Origin of the sequence: Lyngbya aestuarii BL J (assembly GCF_000478195.2) — a bacterium.
In the GTDB taxonomy this organism is placed as follows: domain Bacteria; phylum Cyanobacteriota; class Cyanobacteriia; order Cyanobacteriales; family Microcoleaceae; genus Capilliphycus; species Capilliphycus aestuarii.
The window spans coordinates 69,282-84,752 of the sequence record NZ_AUZM01000024.1; the positions used below are offsets into that span (position 1 = coordinate 69,282).

At 40.4% G+C, this 15,471-nt stretch carries 11 protein-coding genes and 1 CRISPR repeat array; of the genes, 4 read left to right on the forward strand and 7 right to left on the reverse strand.

From position 1 onward, the window contains the following. Nucleotides 1–481 precede the first annotated feature (481 nt). On the forward strand, nucleotides 482–1,726 hold the full coding sequence (locus M595_RS12365) for a vWA domain-containing protein (RefSeq protein WP_023066559.1): 1,245 nt from the start codon (nucleotides 482–484) through the stop codon (nucleotides 1,724–1,726). Between the two features lie 69 nt (nucleotides 1,727–1,795). On the opposite strand, the gene rph is transcribed toward M595_RS12365, so the two are convergent. Genes rph through M595_RS12385 form a run of 4 tightly spaced genes read right to left on the reverse strand, consistent with a single transcriptional unit; the run spans nucleotide 1,796 to nucleotide 3,950 of the window. Then, nucleotides 1,796–2,521, reverse strand: a complete 726-nt coding sequence (gene rph / locus M595_RS12370) for a ribonuclease PH (protein WP_023066568.1) — start codon at nucleotides 2,519–2,521, stop codon at nucleotides 1,796–1,798. A gap of 41 nt (nucleotides 2,522–2,562) precedes the next feature. Beyond that, nucleotides 2,563–3,141: an adenylate kinase gene (locus M595_RS12375; protein WP_052001763.1), complete on the reverse strand. Its 579-nt coding sequence runs from the start codon at nucleotides 3,139–3,141 to the stop codon at nucleotides 2,563–2,565. Between the two features lie 58 nt (nucleotides 3,142–3,199). Next, nucleotides 3,200–3,403, reverse strand: a complete 204-nt coding sequence (locus M595_RS12380; RefSeq protein WP_023066603.1) for a hypothetical protein — start codon at nucleotides 3,401–3,403, stop codon at nucleotides 3,200–3,202. A 1-nt stretch (nucleotide 3,404) separates the two neighbouring features. After that, a complete protein-coding gene (locus M595_RS12385; RefSeq protein ID WP_023066537.1) occupies nucleotides 3,405–3,950 on the reverse strand; it encodes a deoxycytidylate deaminase in 546 nt (181 codons plus the stop codon). Between the two features lie 271 nt (nucleotides 3,951–4,221). Here M595_RS12385 and c2c8 point away from each other — a divergent pair, with 271 nt between their 5' ends. Continuing rightward, a complete protein-coding gene (gene c2c8, locus M595_RS12390) occupies nucleotides 4,222–6,294 on the forward strand; it encodes a type V CRISPR-associated protein C2c8 (protein ID WP_023066538.1) in 2,073 nt (690 codons plus the stop codon). A gap of 144 nt (nucleotides 6,295–6,438) precedes the next feature. Beyond that, a CRISPR array of direct repeats spans nucleotides 6,439–8,840; the repeat unit is 37 nt; unit sequence CTAGAAATTACCATTAATACCTATTAGGGATTGAAAC. A gap of 68 nt (nucleotides 8,841–8,908) precedes the next feature. On the opposite strand, the gene M595_RS12395 is transcribed toward c2c8, so the two are convergent. After that, entirely contained in the window at nucleotides 8,909–10,804 is a 1,896-nt protein-coding gene (locus M595_RS12395) for a GDSL-type esterase/lipase family protein (RefSeq protein ID WP_052001764.1), read from the reverse strand. A 333-nt stretch (nucleotides 10,805–11,137) separates the two neighbouring features. Continuing rightward, on the reverse strand, nucleotides 11,138–11,479 hold the full coding sequence (locus tag M595_RS12400) for a 2Fe-2S iron-sulfur cluster-binding protein (RefSeq protein ID WP_023066593.1): 342 nt from the start codon (nucleotides 11,477–11,479) through the stop codon (nucleotides 11,138–11,140). 519 nt (nucleotides 11,480–11,998) lie between these two features. On the opposite strand from M595_RS12400, the gene M595_RS12405 reads away from it, so the two are divergent. Together M595_RS12405 and M595_RS12410 are read left to right on the forward strand one after the other, a co-directional pair. Then, on the forward strand, nucleotides 11,999–14,101 hold the full coding sequence (locus M595_RS12405; RefSeq protein WP_238987071.1) for a PAS domain S-box protein: 2,103 nt from the start codon (nucleotides 11,999–12,001) through the stop codon (nucleotides 14,099–14,101). Between the two features lie 135 nt (nucleotides 14,102–14,236). Continuing rightward, entirely contained in the window at nucleotides 14,237–15,013 is a 777-nt protein-coding gene (locus M595_RS12410) for a YebC/PmpR family DNA-binding transcriptional regulator (RefSeq protein ID WP_023066539.1), read from the forward strand. Between the two features lie 75 nt (nucleotides 15,014–15,088). Here M595_RS12410 and M595_RS12415 read toward each other — a convergent pair. Continuing rightward, a partial coding sequence (locus M595_RS12415; protein ID WP_040484031.1) for a potassium channel family protein occupies nucleotides 15,089–15,471 on the reverse strand: 383 nt, incomplete at its 5' end.

The following is a 15,471-nucleotide window of genomic DNA, read 5'->3' on the forward strand; positions in this document are numbered from 1 at the left end:
TCAAAAATTGTAGCTTGAACCCAGAAAGCGATTCTGATAAACAAATACTAACGTAAGTTCAGCACAGTCTGTAGAGGGTTAGTTTACACCATTTTTTAGTGATCCTTCGCTACGCGCGATTTCATCGGAACCAGCGACTAACACTCCTTTTCTGCAAGGGTTTTCGTTGATTATAGGATTTTTAATTCTGATGTTAAACGGTTCGGTGATGACGCTGAGGTGTGGATTTCCGATCTCAAAAGTGATTAGGGAAATTTCATCGGACAGCGGATCAGTACCCTTAAACCTGTGAAAACCCCGCTTTAAGAATTAAAAATCAGGTAAAGTAAGCGAGTTTTTGAACAGAAGACTGACTTAGCTTAGGTGATTTTCTAAATATCAGGAACTCCCTACAGAGTTAATGTAGAATTAAACCAATGAGTCTGAGTTCCTCAAAGGCTATTCTGCTCTAAATATACTAGCGCAAGTCCAATTCACTCCTATGAACGTTAGTTTAGAACCTTTTCTCAACGATCAATATCTTGATATCACTCAAGGAAGCAGCCAACGTCAGCTTTCTATATCGGTTTCGGCGATTCCTAATTCTGTTGATCGCCATGTTCCCCTTAACCTCTGTCTGATTTTAGACCACAGTGGTTCGATGAGTGGAAGTCCGTTAGAAACGGTTAAAAAAGCCGCAGGTGAACTGATTGATCGTTTAAACCCTGGCGATCGCATTTCGGTTGTGGTGTTTGATCATCGGGCTAAGGTGTTAATTCCCAATCAAGATATTACTGATCCTGAAAGTATTAAAAAACAAATTAATCGGTTAAGAACTTCGGGGGGAACCTCAATTGATGAGGGGTTAAAGTTGGGGATTGAGGAGTTGGGGAAAGGTAAAGTTGAGCGGATTTCTCAAGCTTTTCTCCTGACTGATGGTGAAAATGAACATGGAGATAATAATCGGTGTTTGAAGTTGGCAAAGCTGGCAACTGATTATAACCTAACTTTAAATTCTTTGGGTTTTGGAGATGATTGGAATCAAGATATTTTAGAAAAAATCGCGGATGAAGGTGGCGGAACACTTGCTTATATTGAATATCCAGAACAGGCAATTGATGAGTTTAGCCGTCTATTTAATCGAATGCAATCTGTAGGGTTAACCAATTCTTATTTACTCTTTTCTCTGATGCCGGCAGTCAGATTTGCAGAGTTAAAACCGATTGCCCAAGTTTCCCCAGATACGATTGAATTACCCTTACAAAAAGAAGGCGATCAATTTGTTGTCCGGTTGGGGGATTTAATGAAAGACATGGAACGAATTGTTCTGGCTAATCTTTATATCGGAAAATTACCGCCAGGAAGACAAAAAATCGCTCAATTACAAGTTCGTTATGATGATCCAGCTTTAGGAAATCAAGGATTATATTCTGAACCCATTTTGGTAGAAGCAGATGTAATTGAAGGGTTTAAACCGACTCCAAACCCTCAAGTTCAAAAACACATTTTAGCTTTAGCGAAATACCGACAAACCCAAATTGCAGAAACAAAACTCCAACAAGGCGATCGCGTGGGGGCGGCGACAATGTTACAAACGGCGGCAAAAACAGCGTTACAAATGGGGGATAATGGTGCCGCTACCGTTTTACAAACTAGCGCAACTCGTTTACAATCGGGTGAAGAACTTTCGGAAGCCGATCGCAAGAAAACCCGTATTGTTTCTAAAACAGTATTGAGAAGTGAATAGTAATGTAGGGGCGAGTTCCAGGAAAATATATGTTTTCCTCTGATCTAAACCCGCCCTTAATTTAAGAATTTATGGGTCACTTTTCAAGGCTTGATTTTGGGCTTCTAATAACTGTTTAATCCCAATTTCTGCATAATCTATAATTTGGTTCAATTGCTGACGAGTAAAACTTTCAGCCTCTGCTGTTCCTTGTAACTCAATCATTCCTAATTGATCATTCATGACAATATTACAATCAACATCGGCGGCAACATCTTCTTCGTAGTTTAAATCTAAATAGGGTTCTCCCTCTAATAATCCTACAGAAATTGCTGCGATTTGATGAGAAATGGGTGATTTTTCTAACTCTCCTTTGTCTACTAACTGATTAAACGCATTGGCTAACGCTACAAACCCACCTGTGATCGAAGCCGTGCGAGTTCCAGCATCAGCTTGAAGCACATCCGCATCAATAATAACCGTTTTTTCACCTAATACTTTTAAGTCTACCGCTGCCCGTAAACTGCGACCAATTAAACGTTGAATTTCTTGAGTTCGTCCCGATAATTTCATCAATTCCCGAGAGTGACGTTGTTGAGTCGCCCCCGGTAACATTCGGTATTCTGCGGTTAGCCAACCCTGTCCACTATCTTGTAAAAATTTAGGAACTCCGGGTTGAATAGTCACGTTACACAACACTTGAGTATTTCCACATTTTGTTAATACAGAAGCCGCTGAATACCGAGTATAATTGAGTTCAAAATGAACGGGGCGAAGTTGATCGGGTTGTCTATTATCCAGACGTTGCCAAGCCATAGTTAAGTTACCTAGATGAGTATTGATAGACGAGTAAACCTTTAAGAATTGGAAGCAGAAGAAGTCGCAGAATCTCTCAACTGACTGATAATTTCTTGTTGCACTTGTTCGGGCGGTTGGTTGCCATTAATATCGAGTAAGCGATCGCGTAGACTGTAGTATTCTAATATGGGAATAGTACGTTGATAAAAGAGTTCGATTCGACGTCGGATAATCAGAGGTTTGTCATCTGATCGCGATCGGTGTATCGTCCGATTAGCTAACACATCTTTGGGTACATTCAAATAAATTGCCCAGTTTAATTGTTGTCCTAAATTTTCTAATAAAAAATCCAATTCTTCGGCTTGAAATGCAGTGCGAGGATAGCCATCGAGTAACCATCCCTGAGTGACATCAGCTTGAAGTAACCGTTGATGAATGAATTTGATCATGATTTCGTCGGGTACCAGTTCCCCTTTTTCCACGTAAGGACGTGCTTTTTGGCCCAGGTTCGTTTGATTGGCGATCGCATTTCGTAAAACTTCACCCGTTGATATTGAGGGGATATCGAGATGCTGAGATATCCCTTCGGCTTGTGTTCCTTTTCCGGCGCCTGGCCCTCCGAGAATCACCAATCTCACTCCATCTCACTCCCTGAATATTGTGTTCAAATTAATTCACCTTTATTGTCTCATGGGTTTAATCATCAGGAAACTGCCAACAGGCGATATGTTCAACGTCTTTACTCCCACAAGTGCGACAGGGTGCATCCTCAAAGGAATCTACCCATTCTGCATCACACTGACGACAATGACAGAAAATATTATTATCGTTGGCTTGTCTGAGGTGAAATTGCCATTGATCGGGTTCGGTTTGGGAGTTTGTAGAGTTGGGGTCTAACATTTTAAACCTGGGGAATGGAAGTCGGTTTTAATAAGAAATTAGCGGCTTTTTGAGTAATAGCTTCGGACAGATGAATTTGTTTGAGTTTAACTAAATCTTCACTCACAAATAAATCTCGAACCATCGCTTTTTCACCTTTGTTAAAAGTCGTTTCATAATAAACCTCTTTGATTCCAGCAGAAATAACCAATTTCAAGCAAGAAACACAGGGTTCTAAGGTTACATAAATACTCGATCCCGCACAGCTAATTCCGTGTTTGGCGGCTTGGGCGATCGCATTGGCTTCAGCGTGAACCGCCCGTGAGGGTAAGGATGAACTGGCGTCACAGCTACTCAAGCCCGGATAGCAATATCCTTGTGTGGTGCAGTGTACTGAACCTGATGGAGAACCATTGTAACCTGTCGCGACGATTTGGCGATCTTTGACAATTACGGCACCAACCGGAAACGCCAAGCAGGTAGATCGAGTGGCGGCGAGTTTGGCTAACATCAGAAAATATTCGTCCCAAGAAGGTCGCAGTGGGGGTTGGTCGTTTTGAATTTCCATCCTGTAAAATTTTTAAAGAGGGAGTATTTTCCCTCTCCATACCTATTTAGAAATTTAGCAGTTCTAACTGCTATGCCTTAGCACTAAGGGTTCGGCTTCACGCTGGCGAATCGCCTGGGCGTAGGGTTATAGGGTATTTTGCAGGTTCCCTAGAAACTTCCCTAACCTGTTATCGTGATATTAGCATAAATCTGGTGTTTTGTTGTCTGGATTTTTTGTTTTTATTTCATCGCTTCGATTGAATTCTAATTAGAGATTGAACTTTTCTATTATGGCAGTGAAAGTTTTTGAATTCAAAATTTATCCCCACAAGGATTTTCAAGAACAGTTTAACCGTTGGGCTTATGGATTGAAAAAATTTTATAACTTTTGTTTGCAACAATTTGAACTTCTAGACGAATACACCTACTGGGATAAACTCAGCAAAACCCGTGTCCCTTGTTGTCCTGTCCCCTGGAGTCTAAAGCTAATTGAAACACTTGATCCTAACCCCTACTTACCGGAATTAAAAAACAAGCATTATGTGAGTTATAGCAATCTGATCGCCCCTCAAGATATTCCTGTAATTCGTAACGCCCCAGAAGCCAGACAATATACTCTCAAGAAAGGTGAAACGGCTAAAGATGTTTTTAAGCGGGTAAAAAATCCCGATCAAATTGTTGTAACAACGGCAAAACCCGAATCAAGCGGACTGGATAAATGGCCGAGAGGTTGGTTGGGTGGTGTTGGGTATTCTCAACCTCCCAAACAAGATTATCAACCTTCTTTGATTAAGAATTTTCCCAACAGTGAAAAAACTAAAGATGCGGGAATTTTAGTAAAAAAGGAAACTCTAGAAAACTCCAACTTACCCGATGAGATTAAAAAAGTGATTTTAGATGTTCCCTACAAATTTCGTTCGGGTACGCTTGCTATGCTTTGTACCAGTTGGCAAGAATATCTGAAATCTCGCTCAGGTCAGAAGGATTTAAAACGGGGTAAACCTAAGTATAAACGATATCGCGATCGCATTGAAACCATTATTCACCCTAACCCAAATGCGGGTTCTAGCAAGCCTGCAAGTAAAGATGCTTGTCGGTTAGAGGGAGATAATATTTTAGTTTTACCCTCATTTGGAAAGGTCAAAATCAAAGGCTTAGACAAACGGTTTCGAGATAATGACGGCAGTATTCCGAGAGTCAAGGTTGTCAAAGTTCTGAAACGTCCGAGCGGTTGGTACATTCAGTTAACGGCTGATATTAACCGCAGTAATAAGTTATTTAAAAAGCCATTGGGAGCGATTGGAATTGATACGGGATTAAAAGAGGATAACTGGATTACTACAGATAGATTTGCTGTTACTAAACCTCGTTGGTATCGAGAGTCAGAAGAAAAATTGGCTCGTTTGCAAAAAGAATTGGATGCAAAAAAATTACAACGTGTTATCCTTTGGCTAAATCATCCTGACAATTCAATAGAACGAATCAAGACGATCTTTCCTTCTATTGCTAAAGAAGCTTTAGAAAAAGTGAAAGCCTGTAAGCGTCCCCAATATTTGCACGAATTAGTCAAAAATAACGAACTGAGTACATCGGGATTAAATCAGCTTAAGCATTTTAATTTTAGAGATTGTGAAAAGGTTGAAAGTTGTTATTTATTTGACAAACTTCTCTCGGCTTCCAATAAAGAGATTGAACTTGCACAGCGTATTCGTAAATTACACGAAAAGCTAAAACGGCGCCGACGTTCACATAACCAAAAACAAAGCACTTGGTTAACGCGAAAATATAGTATAATTCGGATTGAGGATGGTTTACAGAAAAATGTCGGGAAGTCCAAAGCTAAAGTATCTGAAGACAATCGCTCCTTTGAACGCAATGCCCAAAACTCTAGAACAGGAATGAATAAGTCTGTTTTAGATGCGGCTATTGGTGGGTTTATTTCGTTGGTTGAGTCTAAGTCAAAAGAATGGGGACGGGATTTTAAACGCATGAAACCCGGTAAAGGGAAAGCCTACAGCCAGCGTTGTCCGGTCTGTCATCACGAGAATAAAGAACAGAAAGACATTACCAACCATCAAGATTATAATTGCTCAAACTGTGGGTTTACTCATCGCAGTCGGGACGTGATTCCGGGAATTAATATGATTCTTGATGAGTTTGAAGAACAACAACAAAAGAACCTATTAGGGATTGAAACTGAGGAACAGAAAATTATTTGGGATGATTTGAGCAAAGAATGTCGTCAAGCTTGGCGTCTACGGGAGAAGTGGCTTTCTGAAAATGCGCCAGGGGGTGGGTGTCAAGACGAAGTGAATTCGGATAAGCCCTCAAACACCCGTAAATCAAGGCGTAGAAAAAAATGAGCTTGACAATAGGAGGCGCACCTTATATCATGGGGCTTACAGAGATTTTGACGCGCTTGAGCCTCTGTGTTTTGATCAAAATCTGTAAGTCTCGCGCACTGCACCTGGAAAACTCAACGCTATCAATCCTTTCAGAGTCCCGCTCTAGAAATTACCATTAATACCTATTAGGGATTGAAACGCGAAGTTCAACATCATACAGACAAATCGAAAGCTAGAAATTACCATTAATACCTATTAGGGATTGAAACATCACAAATCTCTATGAGCCGATGGGTGAATTTTCTAGAAATTACCATTAATACCTATTAGGGATTGAAACACTTCCGAGAAAAATTTTAAGGCTTCTAGGCTTCTAGAAATTACCATTAATACCTATTAGGGATTGAAACACTTGATGCTTAAACAGCACCATTCGACATAAGGCTAAACTAGAAATTACCATTAATACCTATTAGGGATTGAAACTTAATTAGATCAGGTTTTGGAACTATACCAACACCCTAGAAATTACCATTAATACCTATTAGGGATTGAAACCAGAGGAAAGAGTCGCTTAAATCAAGAAACGCACCTAGAAATTACCATTAATACCTATTAGGGATTGAAACAACGGGGTTTGAACAGGTTACTCTATCGGCTCAATATCTAGAAATTACCATTAATACCTATTAGGGATTGAAACTAAATAAAATCTATCCGTCAATGGTTTTAAAACTAGAAATTACCATTAATACCTATTAGGGATTGAAACTTGACTAATTTTCTTGAGAAACGGGAGATTCTCTCTAGAAATTACCATTAATACCTATTAGGGATTGAAACTCCATCCACCAGGGTTTACAGCGCAATGAATTTCTCCGATACTAGAAATTACCATTAATACCTATTAGGGATTGAAACCAAAGTGACTCTCTAAAGTATATTGCTGAGAAAACTAGAAATTACCATTAATACCTATTAGGGATTGAAACGAGTGGGGAGAAGATGGAGGAGGGGTAAGTCTCTAGAAATTACCATTAATACCTATTAGGGATTGAAACAAGCCAACGATAACTATAGATGAAGCTATCGGAACTAGAAATTACCATTAATACCTATTAGGGATTGAAACTTTGGTTGGTGAGCATTTTGAAAAAGTGGCAAATTCTAGAAATTACCATTAATACCTATTAGGGATTGAAACTATAGCGTTTCACGTACCAGGAGATTGTGGTTGTTATTCTAGAAATTACCATTAATACCTATTAGGGATTGAAACAAGCGAGAGGTTGTTAAACCCTCTCAACCTAGCCTAGACTAGAAATTACCATTAATACCTATTAGGGATTGAAACTGCTAGATGCAGTATAAGCCCCGGTGGAAGGGGCTACTTCCGATGGGTCTAGAAATTACCATTAATACCTATTAGGGATTGAAACTCAGCCTGACTAATTTCCGGGTTAAGATTGCCACTAGAAATTACCATTAATACCTATTAGGGATTGAAACGAAGCAAACGTTAGAGGAAGCAGAACATGAGTATCTACACCACTAGAAATTACCATTAATACCTATTAGGGATTGAAACTCCCCATTGTTCTATAGAAGTTCCCAGCTTGTTGTTACCCTAGAAATTACCATTAATACCTATTAGGGATTGAAACTCGACTGTTTGCCGTACTGTCGAGCGCAATGTTGCTAGAAATTACCATTAATACCTATTAGGGATTGAAACACCGGAACAGATTGATGAATTGCTACAAGGTGACTCTAGAAATTACCATTAATACCTATTAGGGATTGAAACTAACGTACATAATACACAATAATTAAGTTCAAATTCCACTAGAAATTACCATTAATACCTATTAGGGATTGAAACAGTTTTACGTGATGATTATAAATCCCTACGCAAGACGGCTAGAAATTACCATTAATACCTATTAGGGATTGAAACTGAATCATCGGCTTCTTCACCTTCTATTCTCACTATGATTTCAACTAGAAATTACCATTAATACCTATTAGGGATTGAAACATTATCTCCAGGAGATGAGGCAACGAACGAGCTACTAGAAATTACCATTAATACCTATTAGGGATTGAAACTCTTTACGGCCCCGAACGGAGCTAGTGAAACTAACTAGAAATTACCATTAATACCTATTAGGGATTGAAACAGTTGCTTTTCATCTACTCCAACAACTGCTGCTACTGCCATCTAGAAATTACCATTAATACCTATTAGGGATTGAAACTTTGTTAATCTCTTGAATAAGTCTCTCAGAACTAAGTCTGAGTCTAGAAATTACCATTAATACCTATTAGGGATTGAAACTGGGAAAGTTGCAAAAGGATTTTTCTCTAAACTACTAGAAATTACCATTAATACCTATTAGGGATTGAAACCGAAAAACCGGACACCGTTCGGAATTCTGAACACCTAGAAATTACCATTAATACCTATTAGGGATTGAAACATTGATTCGTCTCGTCTCCCAGTTTTTATCAAAGCTTTTAGCCGAAACTAGAAATTACCATTAATACCTATTAGGGATTGAAACTAAAATTAGTATTCTGAAATCATGTAGGGCGCTGCTGTTGCGCCCCAAGGATATTTTTCTCTATGAAACTAGGCAATCAAAAACTGACTAACGCTTAATTGCGGTGCGCCTGCGAGTATTGCCAATTGAACACTCGGTTGAGCGCCTGCACCATCAACGTCAAAGCTCAACTCTCCCGATAAAGTATTGTAGAGGAAGTTAGCATTGTTACCCATAGGAGTCGGTGCGCCACTTGCCACAAGAGTCCCGGTTGGAGAAGCCGTAATACTTAAAGAAGTTCCTGCAACTAAACCTCCCCCAAAATTGGCGACTGCGATACCGATAGCATCACCTTGAGTTGCATCAAAATCAGAAATAATATCAACTCCACTATCGGGTGTACCGTAGGAAAATAAATCTGCACCACCGCCACCCGTGATCACATCATTACCTAAACGACCTTCAATAGTATTATTCGTAGAACTTCCCACCAACACATCATTAAAATCGGTTCCTGTCGCATTATTAGCATCGCTTAGAGGTTCTGCGCTACCGAGTCGTCCGAGAAGTTCATTAAACCAAAACTGAGCAATTTTATCGTACCCTTGAACCGTTGGGTGAAGACCACTATCGTCAGGTGGAGCGGTAATATCGTCTGGGGTCAACCCATTGGGGCCGCTGAACATATCTACAAAAGTAACGGTTTTCCCCTGTTGAACATAGTTATTCACAAGGGTTGGAATCTGAGCGTTATAAGGTGCTACATTGGGAACCCGGTCTTCAAACCGACCATCAGAGCGAATGGGGGGAATAGTCGAAACCAGCAATTCTCCCGTAAAACCATTTTGATTGAGAATTCTGTCGAGTAAAGTATCTAAATCCTCAATCATCCGGTCTGGAGTGCTGCCAGAGTTATTGGTACCGGCCATCAATAAAATGACTTCGGGATTCGCCGCCGGTAGCCATTGATCAACACCAGGTTCATCTCCTTGACCGCGAGCAAGTCCTCTACTGGTAAATCCTGGATGTCCTTCATGATCTTTGTCGAAAAGGTTTTCACTCCCGCTTGATTGACTCCCGACAAAATCGACGGATAAGCCAAAATCAGTCAACCGATTGAACAGTCCCAGGCGATACCCTTCTTCAACTTCCTCGGGTACAGTTCTACTCACTTGACCTCGGGTAATTGAGTCACCGAGGGGCATAATGCGGACGGTTGAATCAAATTTGGGGTCGTAGAGAAATTGTTGGTCAAGTCGGACAATGACACCACTATCGCGAGCAATCGGATCACTTCCGCCATCATTTCCACCATCATTACCCCCGTCGTTACCCCCATCTCCGCCCACAAAATCAGCGAGTGTAATGGCAGATGGCGCAATATCATCAAGAACGGCAATTTCTTCTCCTGCAAATGCAATTACGGTTTCATTGCTACTGCGCGGTAATATTTGTAAATCGTTGAAGGTTATTCCGGTCGGCAGTTGGATTAAATCGATACCATCTTCAAAATCAGAGAAGAAATCTACATCTACTCCTCGACGAGCGAGTACGAATATATCGATGCCTTCACCACCTGTGACGACATCAATCCCTAAGCCACCATCGAGGATATCATTTCCCGCGTCTCCGAATAAGATATCGTTGTTATCTGCGCCGCCAAAGAGTTGATCGTCACCTTTTCCGCCTCGAAGCAAATCGGCGCCTGAGTCACCGAGTAAAAAGTCGTTATCAGCTTGTCCGTCTAAAAGATCATTTTCAGTTCCACCAAGCAGTGTATCACTTCCAACTCCTCCAGAAAGTTGATCGGCTCCCTGACTACCACTAATCAGTTCGTTATCCGTGGCTCCGATGACCGTATCATTACCTCCAAGAGCGATAACGCCCAGAGGAAAACCTGTGAGTTGCCCTGGTGTGAGTGCTATCAACTCAGCAGAATCATCTCCAACTAAAGCACCTAACACGGGGTTCGGTGTTAATGCCATTTTTGTTTTCTCCGTCTCCAAATACTATCTTCAGAGGTGTTCATTTGAAATGTCCCTGAAATCAAAAATAAAGTTTTTCCTTGTATAGAGTTTAACATTGTGACTCAAGCAACTGTCACTATTTTGGGGTTATTGATCTTCATTGATCTCCGCTACCTCTAACCCCTGATTCCAGATTTACTGGCTCTACTCAGTTCTTTTTTGAGGGGTGCATTGAAAATAGTTCTCAGCTTGTCTTTGCCCCAGTTATAGATTCTTCTGGAGATTTGTTAAAATATTTTCAGTTCTATAATCTGGGTGAAAGTTTAAAGTTTAAATCTTAAATAAGGAGGATTAAGTCGATGAATGATCCGAAGCTTGGAAATAGAGAGAAGATTGATATAAAAGTTGCTCTTGATGAGTTTGCAGTGTACAATCAGAACGAGGGTAAGCCACACAGGTAACGGTGTATCCGGCTTCGATCTCAGACGAACTCAAGAAGTTTTGTTCACTTTGATCGACTTGGCCGACAAGCAACTTAGCAACACAAACTGAACAGTTTCCGATTTTACATCCTGAAGGTAAACGAATACCGAGATCCTCTGCCATATCGAGGATGTATTCGTCATCGGGTACTGCGATTGTCTGATCAAGACTTTGAGTTTGATTAATGAATCGGACTTGATCAACTGCCATACTAATAATAATTGTTAAGCTGAAAAGTGTGTTCAGAGAAAGTCAAGCTTTAATTATAGAAAACTCCAAACTTTCTGAAAACTCCGAGTATAGTTGTAGATATCAACCGATGCTGTGTCCACATAAAGACTGAACACTGTGATCTCGAATTTCCCGTTTAGACCCACGATCAAGCGGTTGTATTTGGAAATCAGACGTATCCGGAAAAAATTTGCAGGTGTTTATGGTGTTAAAAATTTTACCCTTATGGTTCTCCGTACAATCGAGTCTCTGTACCGTTTGTTACATATTTTTGCAATATTTTCATTAAAAATTCCAACAAATTACGAAATATATATAGACTAATCAAAGTATTAAATTCTACAATAGGGGGTAATACCCCTCAAGCAGAGGGGGCGTTTGCCCATGACAAACATTCCGAAAACACTATAAATCACCCTGTAATCGATCATGTATCCCTCGATCACTCCCCATTCTCACTGGAAATATCCAATCATTTCAGACATGAGGCCTCCACCCATGACCCCAAAAAACAAGGCAAACCCCACTAACCACGATTCCCCAATCTCACAGTCCTCTCTTGAACCCTCATCCTCCCAACAAAGCAATTATGGTAAATTCATAGAATATATGCCCACAGCTGTCGCCATGTTAGATCGGCAGATGCGATATGTTGTCGTGTCTAAACAGTGGCAAACCCATTTTGGTCAAGAGGGTATCAATTTAGTCGGATACTGTGACGATGAACTCTTTTCCCATTTACCGGATATCTGGAACAAAAATGTTCAGAATTGTTTAGCCGGAAACCTCAAACAGTGGGAAATAGAATGTTTGATCTCATTACCAGAACAAGCCAGTCGATGGGTAAAATTTAATGTTCAATCTTGGCTAACCGATCAGGGAAATATTGGCGGTTTGATTGTTCATCTCGAAGATCTGAGCAAACACAAACAAATAGAACGGGAACAACAACAAGCTCAACTGGCTATTCATCAAGCGGGTGATGCCATTTATTGTCTGACCTCCGAGGGTCAAGTTTGTTATGCAAATCCGGCAACTTGTGATTTACTAGGTTACTCTGAAGCCGAACTTTTACAACTCAACATACACGAGATTGATCCCGATCTCTCCGCAGTCGTCTGGCAAGAATACTACAATAAAATTCAGAAAAAAGGAAATATACGTTTCCAGTCTTGTCATCAGAAAACAAACGGCAACATCATCTCTGTAGAAGTGAGTGCTAGTTATTTAGACACTCAATCTTCGGCAGAAAATAGTCATCTTAAAAATTTAGAAAATTTACCCTTAATTTGTTGGTTAGTTCGTGATATTGGCAATCATAAAGCCGCTCATTCAGCCATTACTGCTTCGCGAGATCAACTGGAAGCTGTTTTAAATGCCGTCCCGGGATTAGTCTCTTGGATTAGTTCAGATTTACGTTACTTAGGGGTGAATAAACATCTCGCTCAAGCTTATAATTTTCCGGCAGAAGAATTTATTGGTCGAGAAGTGGGTTTTTTACAAACAAGCCCCGAATTCAATCAATTTGTTTATCAATTCTTTGCGAATCACAAATGGGTTGATTCTAAAGAAATCACCGCCAATGTTCAAGATTTACCCCGAACTTATCTGATTGTTGCTCAAAAGTATCAACGGGGAAAAGCGGCTGTTTTTGTCGGGTTAGATATTACCCAACGTCAGCAAATGGAGGTAGCACTACGCCAAAGTGAGGAACGAGAAGCCCGTCGCCGAGTTGAGTTAGAAGAAGCATTAGCACAGTTACAGCGAACTCAAGCTCAACTGGTTCAAACGGAGAAAATGTTATCTTTGAGTCAGTTAGTGGCGGGAGTTGCCCATGAGGTGAATAATCCGGTTAACTTTATTTTTGGGAATTTGTCTCATGCTCAGAACTATCTACAAGAAGTGATGGGTTTATTGGAACTTTATCAACAAAATTATCCGCAGCCTACAGCAGAGATTGAAGAAATTTTAGAGGAGATGGATCTGAGCTTTATTAAGCAAGATTTACCTCAGTTGTTGGAATCAATGAAATTAGGGGCAGAACGCATTCGAGATGTGGTGCGATCGCTGCGTTTATTTACTCATGTCAATGAAGCACAAGTGAAAACTGTTGATCTCCATGAAGGACTCAACAGTGCTTTAATGATTTTACAAAATCGCCTACAAGCCAAAGGCGGACGTTCGAGTATTGAATTGGTTAAAGAGTATGGTGATTTACCCCGAGTTCAGTGTTATGCGAGTCAGTTGAATCAAGTCTTTCTAAATTTAATTACCTTTGGTATTGAACGGATAGAAACGGCTATACTTCGAGGACAGGTGATCAAACGTCCCCTGATTCGAGTTCGTACTCAATGCTTAGAAGATGATCTGATTTCAATTTCGATTTCTGATAATAGTCCGGGGATGACAACTGAAGAATGTCGCCAGGTTTTTCAACCGTTATTGAATGTTAAAAATGACCAAGAAACTCGTTTAGGTTTATCGATTGCTTATCATTTAGTGGTTGAGCAACATGGAGGTCAGTTGGAGTGTTTTTCTGATATAGACCGAGGTACTGAATTTATCATTAGAATTCCTTATGTGCTGGTTAAAAGTGATTGATAGGGTGACGGGGGAGATGGGAAGACAGGGAGCGGGATCTCTTGACTTCTGACTTCTGATGACTTCTGATCACTTCTGTAGCGTATTTTTTCGATTTCATATTAAAATAATAAGTTGCTGTGTTTGTCTGAGGGTATGGCTGGACATAGTAAGTGGGCGAATATCAAACGCCAAAAAGCCCGAGTTGATGCGGTAAAAGGTAAAGTTTTTACGAAAGTCTCACGGGAGATCATTGTTGCGGCTCGCACAGGTGGCGCTGATCCGGGGGCTAATTTTCAACTGAGAACTGCGATCGAGAAGGCGAAAGCGGCCGGAATTCCTAACGACAATATTGATCGGGCGATCGCGAAGGGGACAGGTACTTTTGAAGCGGATGGTTCCGAATGGGAGGCTATTCGCTACGAAGGCTATGGAACTGGAGGTGTGGCGATTTTAATTGAAGGACTTACCGATAACCGCAATCGTACCGCCGCTGATCTGCGGACTGCTTTTAATAAAAATGGGGGGAACTTGGGGGAAACGGGTTGTGTGAGTTGGATGTTTGAGCAAAAGGGCGTTGTCACTTTAGCCGGGCCAATTGATGAAGAAAAATTACTCGAAGCCTCCGTTGAGGGAGAAGCAGAATTTTATGAGTTAACCCCAGTTGATGATACAGATGGGGCGGAGGTGTTTACAGACACGAAAAATTTAGAAACTCTCAATCAAGTTTTACAGGAGAAAGGATTTAACATTGTTCAGGCTGAGTTACGCTGGATTCCGAATAACACGATTGAAATTAATGATCAAGATCAAGCAGAATCGTTGATCAAATTAATGGATGCTTTAGATGATCTCGATGATATTCAGAATGTGACTGCAAATTTTGAGATGTCTGATGAATGTTATCAATCTCTTTATTCAGAGCAAACTTAATTGGCTGGAAGTCGAAAAATTAACCCTTTCAATTTCAGTTGAGAACTTTTTCGACTTTATTCCCCCAGGTGATTGTTAGGTTTTGTTAATTAAGCGATTAATATCATCATTGGAGCCGAGTACCACAATTACGGTTTCTTTTTTTAAGCGTCGATTGGGAAGGGGATTTATTTCTAATTTATCTTTATCATCCCGAATCACAAGCAAGGTTAAACCATATTTACTTCGTAATTCTAACTCAGCAATTGTTTTCCCATCAAATTCTTTAGGAACAACCATTTCCACAATACTATACTTTGAATCGAGTTCAAACTGGTCTAAAATTCGGGGTTTTGTTAATAGCCGCGCGAGTTCACATCCCATTTCTCGTTCAGGAAAAACGACATGATCGGCTCCCACTTTTTTGAGGATTTTCATGTGAGTTTCTGAGGACGCTTTAGCGACGACAAAATCGATCC

Coding starts and splice junctions, on each gene's coding strand:
- M595_RS12365 (WP_023066559.1), top strand. CDS start 482: ATGAACGTTAGTTTAGAACCTTTTCTCAACGATCAATATCTTGATATC.
- rph (WP_023066568.1), bottom strand. CDS start 2,521: ATGGCTTGGCAACGTCTGGATAATAGACAACCCGATCAACTTCGCCCC.
- M595_RS12380 (WP_023066603.1), bottom strand. CDS start 3,403: ATGTTAGACCCCAACTCTACAAACTCCCAAACCGAACCCGATCAATGG.
- M595_RS12385 (WP_023066537.1), bottom strand. CDS start 3,950: ATGGAAATTCAAAACGACCAACCCCCACTGCGACCTTCTTGGGACGAA.
- c2c8 (WP_023066538.1), top strand. CDS start 4,222: ATGGCAGTGAAAGTTTTTGAATTCAAAATTTATCCCCACAAGGATTTT.
- M595_RS12395 (WP_052001764.1), bottom strand. CDS start 10,804: ATGGCATTAACACCGAACCCCGTGTTAGGTGCTTTAGTTGGAGATGAT.
- M595_RS12400 (WP_023066593.1), bottom strand. CDS start 11,479: ATGGCAGTTGATCAAGTCCGATTCATTAATCAAACTCAAAGTCTTGAT.
- M595_RS12405 (WP_238987071.1), top strand. CDS start 11,999: ATGACCCCAAAAAACAAGGCAAACCCCACTAACCACGATTCCCCAATC.
- M595_RS12410 (WP_023066539.1), top strand. CDS start 14,237: ATGGCTGGACATAGTAAGTGGGCGAATATCAAACGCCAAAAAGCCCGA.